A 19,239-nucleotide genomic window follows, 5' to 3' on the forward strand; every position below is an offset into this window, starting at 1 on the left:
GCGGCATCGATCGATCAGCACTCCCTCTGCTTCGGTCGGCGGCATGCGAGTGGCTTGTTGCCGGCAACGACCTCAGTCACGTCGCTTCCCTCCGCCCTCCCGTCATATGGCCGAGCAAGTCCATCGGCAGCGGAAACACCACGGTCGAGGATCGCTCGCCGGCAATGTCGTGCAGCGCCGCGAAATAGCGCAACTGCATCGCCTGCGGCTCCCGCGCCAGCGTACGGCCGGCCTCGACGAGCTTCTCGGCGGCTTGCTGCTCGCCCATTGCATTGATCACTTTGGCACGCCGCAGCCGTTCTGCCTCGGCCTGCTTGGCAATCGCGCGCACCATGGTTTCATTGAGATCGATATCCTTGATCTCGACGGTAGTGACCTTGATGCCCCAGACGTCGGTCTGCTGGTCGAGAATTTCCTGGACGTCGGCATTAAGCCGGTCCCGTTCGGCAAGCATCTCGTCCAGTTCGTGCTTGCCGAGCACCGAGCGCAGCGTGGTCTGCGCGAGCTGGCTGGTCGCGGACATGTAATCGCCGACCTTGATGATGGCGCGCTCGGGATCGATGATGCGGAAGTAGAGAACGGCATTGACCTTGACGGAAACGTTGTCGCGCGAAATCACATCCTGGGGCGGTACGACCTGCACCATTACCCGGAGATCGACCTTCACCATCTGCTGCACGACCGGAATCAGGATGATGAATCCCGGACCTTTCACTCCGGTGAAGCGGCCGAGCGTGAACACGACGCCTCGCTCGTATTCTCGCAGGATGCGAATGGCCGAAGACAGAAACAGCACCACGAGCACCGCGAGCGTCGCATAAGTCAAATAATCAAGCATCATCACGTACCTCCTTCGCGGGCGGTCAGCACCGGCCGGCGCCGTACCACGAGCGTCAAATCCACGACGTTGGCCACCTCGACCACCTCACCGGGCTTGAAGGCTTCAGTGCCGCGCGCCTGCCAGCGTTCACCCTGGGTAAAGACGTGGCCCTCGCGCTCGGACCAGTCGAGGATTTCGGCTGATAACCCGCGCATGGCTTGCGCGCCGAGACGTACGGGCCCTTTTCGGGCCCGTTGAAGCGAGCCGAGGACGACCAGAATCAGGCCGATGAAGATCGCCGCCGCGATGCCGATCACCGGCCATGACAGCCGGAATCCTGGCTCCTCGATCTCGAACAGCATCACCGCTCCGAGCACGAATGCGATAACCCCGCCGAGACCGATAACCACGGTCGGATTGAAGACTTCGATGACCAGGAGCGTGATCCCCAGCAGGATCAGGCCGAGGCCCGCATAGTTGATGGGCAGCATATTGAGTGCATAGAGGCCCAGCAGCAGACAGATCGTGCCGATCACGCCGGGCGCGACCGCGCCGGGCGAGGAAAGCTCGAAAATCAGGCCGTAGATGCCGACCAGCATGAGAATGAAGGCGATGTTGGGATCGGTGATCACCCTCAGAAATCGCAAGATCCACCCAGGGTCGAGCGCTTCACGCGCGGCTTCGCTTGTCGCCAGATGCCGCGTATCGCCGCCCGCAATCTCGACCGCACGACCATCGATTTGCCTGAGCAGTTCGGCCTGGTCGCGTGCGACGAGATCGATGACTTTCGCCTGCAAGGCGGAATTCGCGGAAAGGCTTTCGGCCTCCCGCACCGCCTTTTCCGCCCAATCGGCATTGCGGCCGCGCAACTCGGCGAGACTGCGGATCAAGGCGACGGCGTCGTTGGTCGCCTTCGCCGTCATGGCATCCTTTGTCTTCGGCTTCTGGTCGCTGCCGTCCTTCTTGTCCTTGTCGCCCTTGTCGGGGGTAGCGTCCGGCAGGCCCGGAAGCGGGCCGCCAATCTGCACCGGCGTCGCCGCTCCGAGATTGGTGCCCGGCGCCATGGCCGCGATATGCGTGGCGTAGAGGATATAGGTTCCGGCGCTGGCCGCATGGGCTCCGGAGGGCGCAACGTAACCGACGACGGGCACGCGCGACGCCAGCACGTCTGCGATGATCTCGCGCATGCTGGTCGAGAGACCGCCCGGCGTATTCATGCGGAGAATGACAACCTCGGCACGTCGTTCGCTTGCCTTGGTCAGCGCGTCCTTCACGTAACGGGCCGTCGCCGGCCCGATCGCTCCGTCGACCGAGACGGTCAGCGCAAGCTTGCCGCTGTTCTCCCCCGCCGGGGCGGCAAGGGGAGAGACCAAAAGGGCAGCGGCTGCAGCGGCCGCAACAAGAGTCGCCTGTACGTTCTGCACAGCAAGGACTCCCTTATCGAAACGATATGGGGGTCTCCTCGTCGCATCTCAATATACCCATACGGGGCCCCGCGCACGGCAGTCTTCACGAGATCTGCTCAAGATCTGCTTTGAGTGCCACCAGGAAGCGAGCGGCTTCACCACCCGTCACCACGCGATGGTCAAAGGTGAGCGACAATGGCAGCACGCGCCTCACCGCCGGCTGGCCCCGATACGCGACCACCCCCTGGGTAATCCGGCCGGCGCCGATGATCGCCACTTGTGGCGGTACGACGATCAGGCTGGCGAAACGGCCTCCGATCATTCCGAAATTCGACAGCGTAATCGTCGCTCCGCGCAGTTCTCCCGGAGGTATCGCGCGTGCGACGGCGTCAGCCCGCATCCGGTCAAGCCCGGTTCGCAGGTCCGACACGTCCCGTTCTGCAACATTGCGCAACACGGGAACGATAAGCCCGCCCCCGGTATCGACGGCGATGCCGAGATCGATGCGGTCGATCAGACGCCGTTCACCCGCGCCGGAATTGTACCAGCAATTGAGCGCAGGCTCGGCCTTGCAGGCAACAGCGATCGCTCGCACCAGTCGGATTGTCACGTCCTCACCGGTTGGCCAATCGTCGATATCGGCCTCATCGGTGACACCCGCGGGGACGATTTCGGCATGAGCCGCCGTCATGCGTTGAGCCATCGCACGCCGCAAGCCGCGCAGGAGTTCGGCAGGTCCGCTTTGGGACAAACTCTTGGCCGCCCGTTCCACATCCGCACGCGTGACGGTGCCGTCGGGTCCTGTGGCTTCGACGAGATCGAGATCGACGTCGAGCTTGCGTGCAAGCGCACGTACCGCCGGAAAAACTTGTGCCTTCTCTCCGGCCGTTCGTCTGGAAACTGTTGCTGCTGCAGCCGGTGACTCACTGGGGCCGAGTTCGCCGACAATGGTTCCGCTGTCCTGCTCGGGACCTTCGGCGAACTCGACAAGCGGCGCGCCGACCTTCACCACATCGCCCTTGGCGCCGAACAAATGTAGGATGCGTCCGCTCGACGGCGACGGCACCTCGACGACGGCCTTGTCAGTCTCGACGGAAACCAGCGGCTGATCGGTGACGACGTGATCGCCTTCGTTGACATACCAGTTCACGATCTCCGCCTCTTCGAGACCCTCTCCCAGATCCGGCAATACGAACTGGCGCATGGGACAAGTCCGCTGGCAATCAACTGAACTGACATACCTGGCGCGCGGCCGTGACGATACGATCGACCGATGGCATCATATGCTGCTCGAGCCGCGCCATCGGAATGATCGCGTCGTAGCCGGTGACGCGGGCCACGGGCGCGAGCAGCGATGTCAGGCCGCGCTCGGCGATCAGTGCGGCGATCTCGGCTCCGAATCCGCCGGTGCGCGTCGCCTCGTGCACGATGACGCAACGCCCGGTTTTTGCGACCGAGCCGAGCACCGTCGCTTCATCGTAGGGTTTGAGCGTGGCGAGATCGATCACTTCGGCGGCGACACCCTCGGCAGCCAGCGCGTCGGCCGCCGCCATGGTTTCCTTCAGCATCGCGCCCCAGCTGATCAGCGTGACGTCGCGGCCCTGGCGCAGGACAAAGGCGACATCCAGCGGCAAGGCTTCGCCGTTGTCTTCCACCTCGCCTTTCGCCGCGCGGTAGATGCGCGTCGGCTCCAGAAACACCACCGGATCGGGATCTCGGATCGCGGCAAGCAGCAGCCCGTACGCGCGTTCCGGCGACGAGGGAATGACAACGCGTAAGCCGGGGATATGGGCGAGCATCGCCTCGGTGCTTTCGGAATGATGTTCGGGCGCGCGAATGCCGGCGCCATGCGGCGTGCGCAGAACCATTGGACAGGTAAGCCGCCCCTGCGTGCGGTTGCGGATTCGGGAGGCGTGGTTCACCAGTTGATCGATGCAGGGATACAGAAATCCCATGAACTGGATCTCGCCTACGGGTTTCAAGCCCTGCGCCGCCATGCCGACGCAGAGTCCGCTGATCAGGAGTTCGGCAAGCGGCGTATCGAGGACGCGCTCGGAGCCGAAACGCGTTTGCAGCCCGACGGTCGCGCGGAAGACGCCGCCATTGATGCCGACATCTTCGCCAAGCACGACGACATCAGGATCATCCTCCATCGCGCGGGCGAGCGCCAGATTGACGGCTTCGACCAACGTCATTTCAGGCATCGCCCTCTCCCGCGAGTTTGCGGCGCTGCGCGGCATAGACCCGGGGCAGATCGGCATAGAGATGCTCGAACATGGATTCAGGCCGGCGTGGCTCCGTTGCCAGGTAGCGCTCGACCGCCGCCTCGACGCGGTCATGGCACTCCGCGGCAAGCTGTTCTTCCTGCGCCTTGCTCCACATCTTTTGACCGACGAGGTAGCTTCTCAGGCGCGCAATCGGCTCTTCCTTCCAGCGCGCCTGGACTTCCTCGGCCGAACGATAGCGTAACGCGTCATCGGAGGTCGTATGATCGCCGAGCCGGTAGGTGACCGCCTCGATGAAGCGCGGGCCCTGGCCGTCACGGGCGGCGGCGATGGCGTCTTCGGCCGCGGCGCGCATCGCCACAACATCGCTGCCGTCCACCTGCTCGCCGATGAAGCCGGCGGCGACGGCTTTCTGCGCCAATGTTTCGCAGCCGGTCTGTAGCCGTAACGGGACGGAGATAGCCCATTGATTGTTGGTGGCGACGAACACGACCGGCAATTTGTGCACCCCGGCAAAATTCATCGCCTCGTAGACATCCCCCTTCGAGGTGGCGCCATCACCGAACATGCATACGGCGACGCGCGGCTGCTTGCGCAGCTTGAAGGCATAGGCAACGCCTGCGGCATGCGGCGCCTGCGATCCCACGGGAACGCAGAACGGGAAATCCTCGACCGGTCCGGAGAAGTGATTGCCCCGCTCGTCCCCTCCCCAGAACAGAAGAATTTCCTCCAGCTTGACCCCACGCCAGATCAGCGCGCCATTGTCGCGATAGGAGGGCAACAGGACGTCCTCTGCGCGCATCGCGCTGGCTATCCCGACCGACACCGCCTCCTGCCCTAGCGAAACGGCGTAGGTCCCGAGCCGGCCGGTGCGCTGCAATGCGACAGCCTTTCGGTCAAAGTTGCGCAGCAGCATCATCGCTCGATAGAGCGCGGTGAGGAGGTCGGCATCGGAGGCGAATGCAGGGAGCGGCCGGTTAATCGAGCCGTCTGGCGCGAGGTAGTTGCGGTGGCGCACCTCAAAGCGCGCGACGACCGGAAGCCCTCCGTCTGCCATTTTCTTGCTGGCCACGTCCTCGCTCCCAGAGCGATTCTGCATCCCACCATTCGTAATTGGTGCTGCGCCTGAACAATACAAGATGGGTACGCCCATCCCGCATGGCCGTTGCTGCACCGCGGGCTCGCAGGGGCCCTCACCATCGTGGAAACGGCACCGTGCCAGTGCTATATCAAGGCATGGCAAATGGTCAGGTTGTCCTCGTAACAACTGAACCGTTGGGAGGCGGTGCGCCCGTTCGCTCGGTCTACTATGTGGCTGAACAGGATCCGGCAAAGGCCGAAGCGATTATCGCAGCAATGATGGCTCCGAACGAAAGGGTCGAAGCCTTAGGGCCGCTTCCGGAGCCAGCCGTCAAAGCGCTCGGATTGAAGCCCGGCGACTTCACGCACGGATGAAATCAAGCAACGATTGTGATACCCGCGCGCAGTCTCCGGCTGCGGACCGGCGCGACGGTGCCGTCACTTGACCGTCACTTGCACGGCTTGGAATCCCTGACGTCGAACCGGCCCATCGCACCCGCAATCACGAAGTCATTGTAGTCGAGCACCAGCGCGCGGGAGACGCCGTTTTCGAACAGCTCGAACGACATCGCGTAAACCGGCGTCTGCTCGCCTTCCTTGGCCTTGGCGTCACGGTCGTAATAGCTGACGGTCACCGGCCAGCGGGTCAGCGCCTTCATCTGGTCGTTGGCAGTCGCGGGATCGGGCGTCGCGATGCTGCGGGTGCCCGGGATCGGCTGCCCGATCACCGACAGCGTATTGTAGACCTTCTCGCCATTGTCCGAGCCGTCATAGACCATCAGCTCCAGTACCGATTTGCCCGCGCGGGCGGCAGCGATGATGTGCTGAATCTGCTCGGTCGGAAACACCACCTTGCCATCGAGCTCGAACGTCTTCGCAACAGGCTGCTTCAACTTGACCGTGATGCGGTCGCCGACCCGCTCCGCCATACCATCGATCGGAGCGGAATTGGCATCGTTCATCCGGCTATCGATCTTGAAGCGATAGCTCTTGCCGGCGCCATCCTCCCAGGAATGCGACCGCAGATCGCTCAGCGTCAGCTTGCCCTCACCGCTGTCGAGTTCCGACACCTGGCGGAATTCGGAGGTGTAGCCCTCGCAGGCGCTGCCCGAGAAATTGTACAGGATGCGCCCGCGCGCGCCCGATATCGCATTGGTTCCGCGCGACTTGACCAGCTTCAATTCATACAGCGCCTGATGGGAAAGAAACGGCCCGCTGGCGCCCGCCAGCGCCGGTCCGTTTGCGAAGCCGCAGACCAGGGTCGCTGCAGCCGAGAACACCAACGCACGAACCGGAATCGAGCTAGCCATATCCAGTTTTTTCCTCGATGGGAGATTCGGTTACATTAGTGATGGCTCCATTGCGTCGCAACTAGGGCGGGGTTACGAAAACGTAAGAATTCGATGCCGAAGCCCCTGTTTTTCGGCGGTTTCGGACAGGATCGGCTCGATCGCGGCGCGGGACGCGGCTCCGCCGTCGCTTGCAAGACAAAGCGCGATGCGCGAAACAATGCGCGCCTGATAGAAGTCAGGCGCGGTCACATCAAGCGGGGACACAAAAACATGGCGGGTACGGTCGAACAGAAGCTGGCGGCACAGGGGATCGTCCTGAACGAGCCCCGCACCCCCATGGCGAACTATGTCGGCTTCGTGCGTAGCGGCAATCTGCTGTTTGTCTCCGGCCAGGTCTGCGCCAATGCGGAAGGCAAGCTGATTGCCAAGGGCAAGCTCGGGGCCGGCGTCACCATCGAACAGGGCTATGCCGCAGCGCAGGGCTGTGGCGTCAATTTGCTGGCCCAGGTCAAGGCTGCGCTCGGCGATCTCGACAAGGTGGTCCGCGTCGTCCGGCTCGGCGGCTTCATCAATTCCGCGCCTGATTTCCTCGACGGGCCCAAGGTGCTCAACGGTGCCTCCGACCTGATGGTCACGGCTTTCGGCGACAAGGGCCGGCACGCCCGCACCACCGTCGGCGTCGCGTCGCTGCCATCGGATGCCGCCGTCGAGGTCGACGCTATCTTCGAAGTGTCCTGAGCAGAGCGCTCCCCGTGCGTGCCCCGGACTGGCTGACGGCGCGGCCGGTCGCTCATCGCGGCCTGCATGATATTGCGCGCGGCATCGTCGAAAACATGCCGGCGGCCGCGCAGGCCGCCGTCGACGGCAATTTTTCCATCGAATGCGACATCCAGCTTTCGTCCGATGGCGAAGCGATGGTGCATCATGATAACGCGCTTGGCCGCCTCACCGAGGGTTCCGGCGCGTTGCGGGGCAAGACCGCGGCCGAACTCAAGGCGGTGAAGTTCAAGAATACGCCGGAGCGGATGATGACGCTCGGCGATCTCTGCTCGCTCGTCGCCGGCCGCGTGCCGCTGGTGATCGAGGTGAAAAGCCATTTCGACGGCGACCGCCGGCTGGTGAAGCGAATGGCCGAGGTACTGGCCTCGTATGACGGCCCCGCGGTTGGCATGTCCTTCGATCCGGATCAGGTGGTGGCGCTGCGCGAACTGATCCCCGGCCGCGCCCGCGGCATCGTTGCCGAACGCGAATATACCGCCGAAGAGTGGCCGGAAGCATCAGTGGAACAGCGTCGCGGCATGACGCATCTGCGCCACGCGTTTTGGAGCCGCCCCGATTTCGTCGCCTATTGGGTCAACGAACTGCCCGCAGCGGCCCCGTGGATCGCCCGCAACATCTTCCGCCTGCCCCTGCTCGCCTGGACCGTGCGCACGCCCGAGCAGCGCCAACGGGCCGCGCGTTACGCCGATCAGATGATTTTTGAAGGGTTTTACCCGGGAACCTGATCCGCGCCATGCGGCCTTGAAGTCGTCGTTGCAATGCACGATCTTTGGGGTGGTCACCATGGGCGATGGCTGATCGCATCATGGGACCGGTCCGATTTTCTAGATGGCATCATCCGAAATCACCTTCGAAGCCGTTCCCTCCGTCAGCGACATCAAGGCTGCGGAATGGGACGCCTGCGCCAATCCGGCCGGCGATCCGAATGGCCTTGAAAATCTCGACACGCTGGCCCCGCGCAGCGGCTCCTGCGCCATTTCAAAGTCAGCCTATAACCCCTTCGTTTCCCATGCATTTTTTGCGGCGGCCGAAGCCTCGGGCTCGGCCTGCGCCCGCACAGGCTGGGGTCCGCGCCATCTACTGGCGCGGCTCGACGGCGAGATCGTCGGCATCGTGCCCTGCTATCTGAAAAATCACTCGCAAGGCGAATATGTCTTCGACCGCGGCTGGGCCGATGCTTATGAACGTGCGGGCGGACGTTATTACCCGAAACTGCAGGTCTCGGTGCCGTTCACGCCCGCAACCGGCCCGCGGCTATTGATCCGTGATGGCGTCGACCGCGAGCTGATCGGCTCAGCGCTGGCACGCGGACTGATGGCGCTGTGCAACGCCACCGGCGCCTCCTCTGTACACGTGACCTTTGCCCGCGAGGCGGAAGCAAAATTGCTGGGCGCGCACGGATTCCTGCAGCGGAACGACCAGCAATTTCACTGGCACAATGAAGGCTACGGCACCTTCGACGATTTCCTGAATTCGCTGAACTCACGCCACCGCAAGTCGATCAAGCGCGAGCGGCGCGAAGCGGTGGCCGCGGGGATCACGATCCACCGCCTGACCGGTGCCGACATCACCGAGAATGCGTGGGATGCATTCTTCGCGTTCTACATGGAGACCGGCTCGCGCAAATGGGGCCGCCCCTATCTCACCCGAAAATTCTTCTCGCTGATCGGCGAGAGCATGAGCCGCGACGTGATGCTGGTGATGGCCAAACGCAACGGCCGCTGGATCGCAGGCGCGATCAATTTCGTCGGCTCCGATACGCTGTTCGGCCGCAACTGGGGCGCGATCGAGCACCACCCGTTCCTGCATTTCGAAGTCTGCTACTATCAGGCGATCGATTTTGCGATCGAGCGCGGCCTGAAAATCGTCGAAGCCGGCGCGCAGGGCGAGCATAAGCTGGCCCGCGGTTACCTGCCGCAAACCACCTACTCCGCGCACTTCATCGCCGATCCCGATTTGCGCCGCGCGATCGCGGACTATCTGAAGCGCGAGCGCGCCTATGTGGCCGAGGTCGGCCGCGAGCTGACGGAAGCCGGCCCGTTCCGCAAGGCCGCCGACGAGGCTTGACCGCGCCTGCGGCCGATATGAGATTGAAGACCAAACTTGAGGGAAGCAGCCATGCCCGCCTATGACGCCAACAACCCCTTCGCAAAAATCCTGCGCGGCGAGTTTCCCTGCCACAAGGTCTACGAGGACGACCACGTGCTGGCCTTCCTCGACATCATGCCGAGGTCGCCGGGCCATACGCTGGTGATCCCAAAAGCCCCTGCCCGCAACATTCTCGACATCACCCCCGACGACTACGCCCACGTCGCGCGCGCCGCCCACAAGATCGCCGCCGCCGCGATGAAAGCGTTCCAGGCCGACGGCATCACCGTGCAGCAATTCAACGAGCCCGCCGGCGGGCAAGTCGTATTCCATCTGCACATGCACGTGATGCCGCGCCATGACGGCGTGGCGCTATTGCCGCCCGCCAGCCGCAAGGAAGATGTGAAGGTGCTGGAGGACAATGCGACCAAGCTGATGGCGGCGCTGGGATAAACTTCGTAGCCCGGATGAAGCGAAGCGCAATCCGGGGAATTATGCGACGGTTGTAACACCCCGCCCCGGATTTCGCTTCGTCCATCCGGGCTACGGACGCCATCATTGCACGCGAAGCGACTTGTCCGCCGGAGCCTTGGTGAAGGCGGAAGCAATCCATTGGCCCGCAAGCCGAGGAATGGATTGCTTCGTCGCTTCAGCGCAAAATTGCTTTGCAATTTTCTCGCGAACTCCTCGCAATGACGGGAGAGACCTATTCTCCCTCCACATCCCCGCTCTTCTGCGCCGCCAGGGGCGAGAACTCGCAGCGGTCGGGCTTGACATCCAGCAGCGGCGTCTCATCGAGACAGTCGAGGCCGCGCACCAGGATCGTGTTGCCCTCGACGCCAACGAACTTCACGATCGAGGTGCCGATCGGATTGGGCCGCACCGGCGAGCGCAGCGAAAACGTGCCGCGGGTCTTCTGGTTGTTTTTCGGGCTCTGCAGCACCAGATCGCGGCGCGACTGGTGCAGCCAATAGATCACTTCGAGATTCTCATAGAATTCGACGCCCTTGATCGCGGGCACCCAGGGCTCGAAAATCTCGAGACGGCAGACCGGGCCGTCGTGACGGCCCTGCCGTGGCGTGTCCAGCCGCGACTTCCAGGGCGTGCGGATGCGGCCGATGAAGACGAGGCCGGCATCGCGGGCCGACGGCATGTCGACGGTGAGTTCGCCCTCGCGGATTTCAGTCTTCTGAGCCATCGCCTAGTCCAGTGAGATGTTGAGCGCCTTTATCACACCTGCCCACCGCGCGCGATCGGTCGCGACGAATTTATCGATCTCGGCCTGGCTTTTGGGTCGCAGCGGCAAATACCCGACCTTCTCGAGCGATGCGCGGAATGTATCATCGCCCAGAGCCTTGTGCAGACTGGCCGTGAGCTTTTGCGCGATATCGTCAGGCAGTTTCGACGGCCCGGCGATGCCGAACCAGACGCCGACGACGTAATCGGGATAGCCGCTCTCCGCCACGGTCGGCACATCGGGCAGGTCGGGAATGCGTTGCGCCGAGCTGACCGCAAGCGGCCGCAGCAGCCCACCCTTGACCGGCGGCAGCGCGGTGCCGAGCGTATCGAACATCACCTGGATATTACCCGACAGCAGGTCAGTCAGCGCAGGTCCTGCGCCTTTGTAAGCCACATGAACCATGTCGATACCGGCCATCTGCTTGAACATCTCGCCGGCCAGATGAATGGTGCCGCCGGTGCCGGCCGAGCCGAAATTGAGTTTTCCCGGGTTCTGCTTGGCGTAGGCCACGAACTCCGCGACCGTCTTGGCGGGTACGGACGGATGAACCTCCATGACGACAGGCAGGTCTGTGATCAACGCCAGCATCCGGAAATCCTTCACGGGGTCGTAAGGCAGCTTCTTGTAGAGCAACGGATTGAGCACGAAGATCGATGCCGCCGTGAAAAACAGCGTGTAGCCGTCGGGCTCGGAGCGCGCCGCCGCCTCGGCGCCGATCGCGCCCTGCGCGCCGGCCTTGTTCTCGACCACCACCGCCTGCTTGAGGTCGCGGGCCAGATATTCGCCGACCATGCGTCCCAGCACATCGGTCGGGCCGCCCGCGGCATAGGGCACGATCAGCTTGATCGGGCGCACCGGGTATTCCGCCGCATGCGCCGGCAGCGCGGTGCAGACGAGGCTGCAGGCCAGCGCCGACAATTTCAACCAGTTCATTTTCGTTTCCTCGGCGTTTCTTATATGCCGGACAGTACCCGATTATCGGCTGCCCGCAATCAACCGAGCCACCATTTCCCAGCCACGAGGACGATCTCGCCAGAGACCACGCCGGCAAAGATCGAGCGCCGCGTCAGCATGAACACGGCAAAGCCGGCGGCGACCGCGCCGTAGCGCAGCCAGTCCGGGACATCAGCCAGCACGCCCGGCGGCTGCACCAGGATTTGCGCGATGACGCCGGCGAGGATGGCGGTCGCCACCGCCCTTACCCACACCAGAATTTCGGAGCTCTCGTCGACGCCGGCCCCGAACCATAGCCCCGCCATCCGCCAGATCTCGTTGGGCAGGAAACCGGCGAGCACCAGGATCAACAGCGCGTTCGGACTGCCGAAGAACTCGCTCATGCGCGCTCCCTCTCCCACCACCAGTGAACACCGTAGGCAATGGTGCCGGCCGTGATGCCGCTGATCAGAATATCGACGCCAGTTTGAAGCATCGATACCAGCGGGAACAGCGCGAGCCCGAGCAGCAGCGCGAGCACGTCGGATATCTGCCGGCAATTGCGCGCAGTCGACAGCAAGAACGCAAGCGGCGTCAGCAGCAGGATCGCCGCGCCGAACAGCGGCGGCAGCTTGGCAGCCAGGCCATAGCCGAGCGTGGTCGCGATCATGCAAACGGTGACGAGGCCACAGCCGAGCCCATGCGTGAACGCAATGCGACGCTCGCGCGGCACTTTCGGCAACAGCCGGTAGCATTCGACCCACAGGGTGACGGCGATGAAATGCGTCGCCAGTACGAGGTGACGGCGTTTTGTCCGCGGCGTTTTCATCAGCGGCAAGACCGACACCACCATCGGAAACAGCCTGATGGCGCTGACGGTGACCGCAATCGCCGCCTGCACCGCGGTCGCGCCGGAGCCCAGCGTCGAGATCAGGATGATCTGTGCCGGGCCTGCCCAGACCAGCAGCGTGCTGCCGAGCACCCAGCCCAGGCTGAAACCGCTGTCATGTGCGAGCGCGCCGATGCCGAGATAGGTCGCAAACAGCACCAGCGTGAGCACGGTGGACGCGACCGAACTCATGCCCCATGCGAACGCGCGGAGCGGGCTTTTCCAACTGGGAGAGTCGAGTTGAGGTAGCGCCACGGGACCGGATGAGAATTTGAGTCGTTGCGCGCATAGGGCTGACGAAAGCAGCCTGCGTCAACCAAGTGCAGCTCAGGGCGGCTATGCAATCGGCGGCTGCGCTGCTCGGGCGTTGCCAAATGCAATAATCCAGTCACGCTGCTCCTCGGTGTCCGGGACGATCACGCCACGAGCTGCTCTAATCAATGTAAGCGCTTCACTGGCCTCGATGCCCGAACAAATCATGGCACATGCGGCGATCATGGACGATCGGCCGATCCCTGCCCGACAGTGAACCGCAATCGAACGGCCGCTGGCGATACCGTCAGCTATAGAACGGGCAATCTCTGACGCTTGCCGGATTTCAGGCACGCCGCGATCCGGAATCGGAAAAGAGATGAACTCAATCCCGCACGCCCTGCAAAGCTCAGCCTCGCGCTGCAACCCAAGTTCGGAGACCTCTTCCCGTTCGAGAAGGCTTACGACTAAATCGACACCGGAGGTCCTCCATTCGGTAACGTCCACCTCCAACCAATCTTCGGCACGAGGACGGGCCATGATGGCGAGCCGCCCTGGCATCTCGATCCAATGCAATCCTGACATTCAAGGCCTCGGCTTATCCGACAAATATCTTAGCGCTGTTGAGCGGCGCCTCAGCGCCAGCCAATCCCGGGATAGATCACATCGAACAGCCCGACCCATACCATCATCGCACAGGCGCCCAGCGTGATCGCGGAGGCAATTCTCGGCCAAAACCGCTGCTATGAGCAGCGGGGCGACGAGCCAGATGATTGCGAGAAGAACATATTTCACAACCAGATACATGTAGGGAATATCGGCCATATTGATCTTCAAGACAGCATCGACGCCTTGCACAAGAAGAACGCTTGCCAACAACGCTATGATCGCGCGTGCAGCCATACCGTAGCGGCAGACATGGAGCAGGAATACCGAGAAGCTCCAGGCGAGGCACAGAGCGACCTTGTCCCATCTGACGGTGCCATCAATCCAGTAGCGAGGGCTCGGGGCCTTGACGGCCCACATGAGTGCATTCTGCCAATCGGAATCCAGCAGAAGCCACAGCACGAAGCTCCCTGCACATAGAACCCAATGAGCGATGCACTCTACAAATCCAGGCTGATTCACGGTTATGCCGTCAGTTTGATCGCGACGAATCCTGGAGAGCGTAGGCAAGCAGCCCCTGATTGGCAAAGGACAATCCGTGATTGCATTCCCGGATATCGCTTCGCTCATCCGGGCTACGATAATCCTCTCAGCCCGGCACGCCCCTGTTGCGCAGTACGAAGCAGGCCCCGCCTGCCTTGCGGATGCTGTTGCAGAGGCCGTCGGCCTCGCCGCGTGTGTCCGCGCCGAAGCGCACCTGGTAGAACGTCGCCGGGCCGCGGCTGCGCAGGCGCGAGGTCAGGATAGAGGGGTCGCGATTGCCGATCACGCTCGAAAGGCGTGAGACCGCGCGCCCATACATCGCGAGCGCCTTGTCGCGGGAAAAGCCGGCGGCGAGCTGCACGCCCCATTGCTTCGCGGCGGCAAGCTTCACGCGCTCCTCCAGCCCGGCGATGAAGGGATTGGGCGCCTGCTTCAGGAGCGCCATCAATTCGCGGCAGCTCGATGCGGGGATTCGTTCGGGCTGCTTGCCGCCCTTTCCCGCCTTCGCCCAATCCTCCACCGTGGAGCCGGTGATGGCGAGCACGTAGTTGCGCGTCTCCTGCGGCATCGGCCCGGTGCCGGCAAGCCACTCCTGCACCCGGCGCGGACCGGCATTGTAGGCGGCGGCCGCGAGCCCCAGATTGCCGAACTGCTCGCGCAGCTCGGCGAGGAACTCCGCCGACTTCGGCAGCGCCTGCACCGGGTTGAAGGGATCGAGCAGGCCGCGCTCGTTCGCGGTGCCCGGCATGAATTGCGCAATGCCCTGCGCGCGCTCGCCGCTGCGCGTCACCGGCCCTACCGCGCCCGGCTGAAAGCGGCTCTCCTGCCAGATCACGCGCGCGAAAAATTCCAATGGCAGGTTCGACTCCCGCGCCGCCGACTCGATCATCAGGCACATTGCCTCTCGCGCCTCATTTTCGCGCGCCGGCGCATCCGTCTTCCGGATCGCGGCGGCGCTCGACCGGGTGGCCTCACCCGCATCTTCGGCGATGGCGCTCGCAAACGAGGCCAGGAGCGACACCGTAAGCGACACCGTGCACCATAGGGCGCGAAGAAACCGACCTCTTGGCATGGCAGTTCGCAATCCGGGAAGCGCATTTGCGGGAAAACGTTACGTCAAACGATCATGGCTTGCAGCTGGATCCACCATTCCAACGCCGTTCACGGTCTTTTTGCACTGCAATTGCTCCGAATTCGCTGCCTTCGGAACCGACGTTAATTTACGTTAACGCCGCATTTTGCGCCGGGCGGACTTCTACAGGGAGCAAAGCGGGGTAAAAGTCTCCCTGTTTGTTGGGAGACTTTCAATGCAGGACCGACGCGAGAGCGTGCGCGATAAAGTGATGTACGGCGGCGTCGCCGAGATCGGCGAGCGCGGCGCGACGCGCGAATGCATTGTCCGCAACATCTCCGATCGCGGTGCGACCATCGAGTTCAGCAATGATGTCCAGTTGCCGAAGGAACAGCTCTCGCTGCGCATCGCGCGCAAGGGCCGCTCCTTCCTCGCCAAAGTGATCTGGTGGCGCGACAATTTCGTCGGCGTTGCATTCAGGGCGGAAAGCCCGGCCGAGCCGGTCTCCGATATCGAAGAGCGGCTGCGCAAAAGCGAGATCAAGAAGCGGCAGCTGCAGCGCCAGATCGACGAGCTGCTCGGCGAGCGTTGAGCGCTCGCGAAGGCACGGTAGGTAACACAGCATCCCACGGTGCCCGCAGCCTATTCATTCAACCACCGTATGGTTGAAGCTGAAGCCAGCATGTCTCCAGAACCACCAAATGGCTTCCCATCTATCGCCTCCTGACCGGCAAGGACGATGCTGCGTTCTGCCGACGCGTTTCGGAGGCAATTGAGCTCGGTCACGGCTGTATGGCTCGCCTTCCCTGACATTCAACGGTGAATACGTCGTGGCCGGCCAGGCGCTGGTTTGGCCGGGCAGTTAGGTATCAAGCAATCGGGCATTCAAAAAGCCGGCGGTCTTGCGACACGCCGGCTCTTCGTTTGGATTGAGGCCGCTTAGGCCTTGACCAGCGGGCCCTTGGAAGCCGGCCCCTTGGAGCCGCCGCCTCCGTTCGGACCGCCCGGCTTCGGCTTGCGCTTGCGGGCGCCTGGCAGCTTTTCCGGCTTCGGCGTGACCGGTCCCTCGACGAACTCGAAGCCGATCTTGTCCTTGTCCTCTGCGTCCTTGACCAGCACGACGCGGACATGGCCGCCGCCCTTGAGCTGACCGAACAGCACCTCATCCGCCAAGGGCTTCTTGATGTGCTCCTGGATCACACGGGCCATCGGCCGCGCGCCCATCTGCTCGTCATAGCCATGCTCGATCAGCCAGGCCTTGGCAGGCTCCGACAGCTCGATGGTGACGTCGCGGTCAGCGAGCTGCGCTTCGAGCTGCAACACGAACTTCTCCACCACCATACCGATGACATCGGCATTGAGATGGGCGAACGAGACGATCGCATCCAGCCGGTTGCGGAATTCCGGCGCGAACTGGCGGTTGATCGCTTCGTGGTCGTCGCCTTCCCGCTTGTTGCGCGTGAAGCCGAAGGCCTGGCGCGCCAGATCGGCGGCGCCCGCATTCGTGGTCATGATCAGGATCACGTTGCGGAAGTTGACCTGCTTGCCGTTGTGATCGGTCAAGCGGCCATGATCCATGATCTGCAGCAGCACGTTGTACAGATCCGGATGTGCCTTCTCGATTTCGTCGAGCAGCACCACGCAATGCGGATGCTGGTCCACGCCGTCGGTCAAGAGACCACCCTGATCGAAGCCGACATAGCCGGGAGGTGCGCCGATCAGGCGCGACACGGTATGCCGCTCCATGTATTCGGACATGTCGAAGCGCAGCAGCTCGACGCCGAGCGAGGCCGCGAGCTGTTTTGCAACTTCGGTCTTGCCGACGCCGGTCGGGCCGGAGAACAGGTAGGAACCGATCGGCTTCTCCGGCTCGCGCAAGCCGGCGCGCGCCAGCTTGATCGAGGCCGACAGCGACTCGATCGCCTTGTCCTGGCCGAACACCACGCGCTTCAAGGTCTGCTCGAGATGCTTGAGCACCTCGGCATCGTCCTTCGACACGCTCTTGGGCGGAATCCGCGCCATGGTCGCGATCGTGGTCTCGATTTCCTTGATGCCGATGGTCTTCTTGCGCCGGTTCTCGGCGACGAGCATCTGCGCCGCGCCCGATTCGTCGATCACGTCGATCGCCTTGTCCGGCAGCTTGCGGTCGTGAATGTAGCGCGACGACAATTGCACCGCCGCCTCGATCGCCTCGTTGGTGTATTTCAGGCGATGATAGTCCTCGAAATAGGGCTTGAGGCCCTTGAGGATCGCAATCGCGTCTTCCACCGTCGGCTCGTTGACGTCGATCTTCTGGAAGCGCCGCACCAGCGCGCGGTCCTTCTCGAAATGCTGACGGTATTCCTTGTAGGTCGTCGAACCCATGCAGCGGATCGTGCCGGAGGCGAGCGCCGGCTTGAGCAGGTTGGACGCATCCATCGCGCCGCCGGAGGTAGCGCCAGCACCGATCACAGTGTGGATTTCATCGATGAACAGGATGGCGCTCGGATGCGCCTCCAGTTCCTTCAGGACCTGCTTCAAGCGCTCCTCGAAATCGCCGCGGTAGCGCGTGCCCGCGAGCAGCGTGCCCATGTCGAGCGAGAACACGGTGGCGGTCGCCAGCACTTCCGGCACTTCGGAATCGACAATGCGCTTGGCAAGCCCTTCCGCGATCGCGGTCTTGCCGACGCCGGCCTCGCCCACGAACAGCGGATTGTTCTTCTGGCGGCGGCACAGCACCTGGATCGCGCGGTTGATCTCGGAATTGCGTCCGATCACCGGATCGATCTTGCCGTCGCGCGCCTTCTTGTTGAGGTTGACGCAATAGGTTTCGAGCGCCTCGCCCTTCTTCTTGGCGTCCTCGTTGCCCTTGGTCTCGGTCTCCTCGTCGACGCCACGCACCGGGCGCGCTTCGGAAACGCCCGGCCGCTTGGCGATGCCGTGGCTGATGTAGTTGACCGCGTCGTAGCGCGTCATGTCCTGCTCCTGCAGGAAATACGCGGCGTGGCTTTCGCGCTCCGCGAAGATCGCGATCAGCACGTTGGCGCCGGTCACTTCTTCGCGACCGGAGGACTGGACGTGAATCACCGCGCGCTGAATCACGCGCTGGAATCCGGCGGTCGGCTTGGCGTCGTCGGCGCCGTCAGTAACCAGATTTTCGAATTCGGTTTCGAGATAGTTGACAAGGCTGGTGCGCAGCTTGTCGAGATCGACGCTGCAGGCACGCATCACCGCGGCCGCATCCGAGTCATCGATCAGCGACAGCAGAAGATGTTCGAGCGTCGCGTATTGATGATGACGCTCGTTTGCAATCGCCAGCGCACGATGCAGGGATTGTTCAAGGCTTTGGGAAAAAGTTGGCATTCTCGTCCTCTATGGCCCCCGGTCATCATGATCGCCATTACCCGGTCAGGCAACAACAACCTTCGTCTTCCCCTGTCATATAGTTACGTACGATCGTGGCGAAAGACCGGTTCCGCAAGCGTGGTTTTCCTCTAAATTTACGCGCCACGGCTGCACCCTCCCCGAAAAACTAGCGGGAAAACGACCAGCACCGAACAATGCAAGACCCGTTCCTTTGTTCAACCGGGTCGAGAGCCGCGCGCGGCTATTTCTTTTCCATCACGCATTGCAGGGGATGCTGGTGCTTGCGCGCAAAATCCATGACCTGCGTCACTTTGGTCTCGGCAATCTCGTAAGTGAACACGCCGCACTCACCGATCCCGTGGTGATGGACATGAAGCATGATCTTGGTGGCCGCCTCGGCGTCCTTCTGGAAGAACTTCTCCAGCACGTGAACGACGAATTCCATCGGCGTGTAGTCGTCGTTCAGAATGAGAACGCGATAGAGGTTCGGACGCTTGGTCTTCGGCTTGACCTTGGTGATGACCGAGGTCGACGGCCCGTTGGTTCCAGCGTTGCGGTTCTCGTCATTGCCCATTCGGGGAGCAGAAGCAGACGACGTTACCGGCACGGACGAACAAGCTTTGAAGGTTGACTGCAACATGGCTCAGGCGTTCGAAATTCCAAAAGGG

At 62.8% G+C, this 19,239-nt stretch carries 21 protein-coding genes; 6 read left to right on the forward strand and 15 right to left on the reverse strand.

Annotated elements, in window-relative coordinates; genetic code table 11:
• Positions 1-76: 76 nt before the first annotated feature.
• From AC0QUY_RS19390 to AC0QUY_RS19415, 6 genes are all read right to left on the reverse strand, one after another.
• A complete protein-coding gene (locus tag AC0QUY_RS19390; protein WP_161855089.1) occupies positions 77-841 on the reverse strand; it encodes a slipin family protein in 765 nt (254 codons plus the stop codon).
• A complete protein-coding gene (locus AC0QUY_RS19395; protein ID WP_475387985.1) occupies positions 841-2,244 on the reverse strand; it encodes an NfeD family protein in 1,404 nt (467 codons plus the stop codon). The genes AC0QUY_RS19390 and AC0QUY_RS19395 overlap by 1 nt, the downstream gene beginning before the upstream one ends.
• Before the next feature lie 85 nt (positions 2,245-2,329).
• A complete protein-coding gene (locus AC0QUY_RS19400) occupies positions 2,330-3,430 on the reverse strand; it encodes a dihydrolipoamide acetyltransferase family protein (RefSeq protein ID WP_475387986.1) in 1,101 nt (366 codons plus the stop codon).
• Between the two features lie 19 nt (positions 3,431-3,449).
• Positions 3,450-4,430: an alpha-ketoacid dehydrogenase subunit beta gene (locus AC0QUY_RS19405; RefSeq protein WP_475387987.1), complete on the reverse strand. Its 981-nt coding sequence runs from the start codon at positions 4,428-4,430 to the stop codon at positions 3,450-3,452.
• Entirely contained in the window at positions 4,423-5,508 is a 1,086-nt protein-coding gene (gene pdhA, locus AC0QUY_RS19410; RefSeq protein ID WP_475388075.1) for a pyruvate dehydrogenase (acetyl-transferring) E1 component subunit alpha, read from the reverse strand. The genes AC0QUY_RS19405 and pdhA overlap by 8 nt, the downstream gene beginning before the upstream one ends.
• A gap of 472 nt (positions 5,509-5,980) precedes the next feature.
• On the reverse strand, positions 5,981-6,841 hold the full coding sequence (locus tag AC0QUY_RS19415; protein ID WP_475387988.1) for a cell envelope integrity EipB family protein: 861 nt from the start codon (positions 6,839-6,841) through the stop codon (positions 5,981-5,983).
• Between the two features lie 252 nt (positions 6,842-7,093).
• On the opposite strand from AC0QUY_RS19415, the gene AC0QUY_RS19420 reads away from it, so the two are divergent.
• The 4 genes from AC0QUY_RS19420 to AC0QUY_RS19435 all read left to right on the forward strand — a co-directional run bounded on the left by AC0QUY_RS19420 (position 7,094) and on the right by AC0QUY_RS19435 (position 10,144).
• Positions 7,094-7,561, forward strand: coding sequence for a RidA family protein (locus AC0QUY_RS19420; protein WP_057845844.1), 468 nt, complete (start codon positions 7,094-7,096; stop codon positions 7,559-7,561).
• Between the two features lie 14 nt (positions 7,562-7,575).
• Entirely contained in the window at positions 7,576-8,328 is a 753-nt protein-coding gene (locus AC0QUY_RS19425; protein ID WP_475387989.1) for a glycerophosphodiester phosphodiesterase, read from the forward strand.
• 103 nt (positions 8,329-8,431) lie between these two features.
• Entirely contained in the window at positions 8,432-9,670 is a 1,239-nt protein-coding gene (locus AC0QUY_RS19430; protein ID WP_475387990.1) for a GNAT family N-acetyltransferase, read from the forward strand.
• Positions 9,671-9,721: 51 nt separating this feature from the next.
• Positions 9,722-10,144, forward strand: a complete 423-nt coding sequence (locus tag AC0QUY_RS19435; protein WP_475387991.1) for an HIT domain-containing protein — start codon at positions 9,722-9,724, stop codon at positions 10,142-10,144.
• Between the two features lie 253 nt (positions 10,145-10,397).
• Here the strand turns inward: AC0QUY_RS19435 and tsaA are convergent, their stop codons facing one another.
• From tsaA to AC0QUY_RS19470, 7 genes are all read right to left on the reverse strand, one after another.
• Positions 10,398-10,889: a tRNA (N6-threonylcarbamoyladenosine(37)-N6)-methyltransferase TrmO gene (gene tsaA, locus AC0QUY_RS19440; protein WP_475387992.1), complete on the reverse strand. Its 492-nt coding sequence runs from the start codon at positions 10,887-10,889 to the stop codon at positions 10,398-10,400.
• Positions 10,890-10,892: 3 nt separating this feature from the next.
• Positions 10,893-11,864 (reverse strand): Bug family tripartite tricarboxylate transporter substrate binding protein, encoded by a 972-nt coding sequence (locus tag AC0QUY_RS19445; RefSeq protein WP_161855099.1) that lies wholly within the window; start codon positions 11,862-11,864, stop codon positions 10,893-10,895.
• 59 nt (positions 11,865-11,923) lie between these two features.
• Positions 11,924-12,268, reverse strand: coding sequence for an AzlD domain-containing protein (locus AC0QUY_RS19450; protein ID WP_161855100.1), 345 nt, complete (start codon positions 12,266-12,268; stop codon positions 11,924-11,926).
• Positions 12,265-13,008: an AzlC family ABC transporter permease gene (locus AC0QUY_RS19455; RefSeq protein WP_475387993.1), complete on the reverse strand. Its 744-nt coding sequence runs from the start codon at positions 13,006-13,008 to the stop codon at positions 12,265-12,267. The genes AC0QUY_RS19450 and AC0QUY_RS19455 overlap by 4 nt, the downstream gene beginning before the upstream one ends.
• 81 nt (positions 13,009-13,089) lie before the next feature.
• The gene (locus AC0QUY_RS19460) at positions 13,090-13,590 is read right to left on the reverse strand and encodes a protein-tyrosine phosphatase family protein (RefSeq protein WP_475387994.1); all 501 of its coding nucleotides are present in this window, start codon (positions 13,588-13,590) and stop codon (positions 13,090-13,092) included.
• Positions 13,591-14,073 carry a hypothetical protein gene (locus AC0QUY_RS19465; protein WP_475387995.1) on the reverse strand — a complete coding sequence of 161 codons (483 nt, stop codon included), beginning with the start codon at positions 14,071-14,073 and terminating at the stop codon, positions 13,591-13,593. It lies immediately after the preceding gene.
• A 187-nt stretch (positions 14,074-14,260) separates the two neighbouring features.
• Complete coding sequence (locus AC0QUY_RS19470; RefSeq protein WP_475387996.1) at positions 14,261-15,226, reverse strand: lytic transglycosylase domain-containing protein; 966 nt, start codon at positions 15,224-15,226, stop codon at positions 14,261-14,263.
• 235 nt (positions 15,227-15,461) lie between these two features.
• Between AC0QUY_RS19470 and AC0QUY_RS19475 the strand changes: the two genes are divergently transcribed.
• Positions 15,462-15,818, forward strand: a complete 357-nt coding sequence (locus tag AC0QUY_RS19475) for a PilZ domain-containing protein (RefSeq protein WP_065752886.1) — start codon at positions 15,462-15,464, stop codon at positions 15,816-15,818.
• A gap of 131 nt (positions 15,819-15,949) precedes the next feature.
• Positions 15,950-16,036 carry a hypothetical protein gene (locus AC0QUY_RS19480; RefSeq protein WP_371419485.1) on the forward strand — a complete coding sequence of 29 codons (87 nt, stop codon included), beginning with the start codon at positions 15,950-15,952 and terminating at the stop codon, positions 16,034-16,036.
• Positions 16,037-16,165: 129 nt separating this feature from the next.
• On the opposite strand, the gene clpA is transcribed toward AC0QUY_RS19480, so the two are convergent.
• On the reverse strand, positions 16,166-18,568 hold the full coding sequence (clpA, locus tag AC0QUY_RS19485; protein WP_475387997.1) for an ATP-dependent Clp protease ATP-binding subunit ClpA: 2,403 nt from the start codon (positions 18,566-18,568) through the stop codon (positions 16,166-16,168).
• A 244-nt stretch (positions 18,569-18,812) separates the two neighbouring features.
• A complete protein-coding gene (clpS, locus tag AC0QUY_RS19490; protein ID WP_057856747.1) occupies positions 18,813-19,145 on the reverse strand; it encodes an ATP-dependent Clp protease adapter ClpS in 333 nt (110 codons plus the stop codon).
• Positions 19,146-19,239 lie beyond the last annotated feature (94 nt).

The organism is Bradyrhizobium sp. WYCCWR15520, assembly GCF_056174665.1.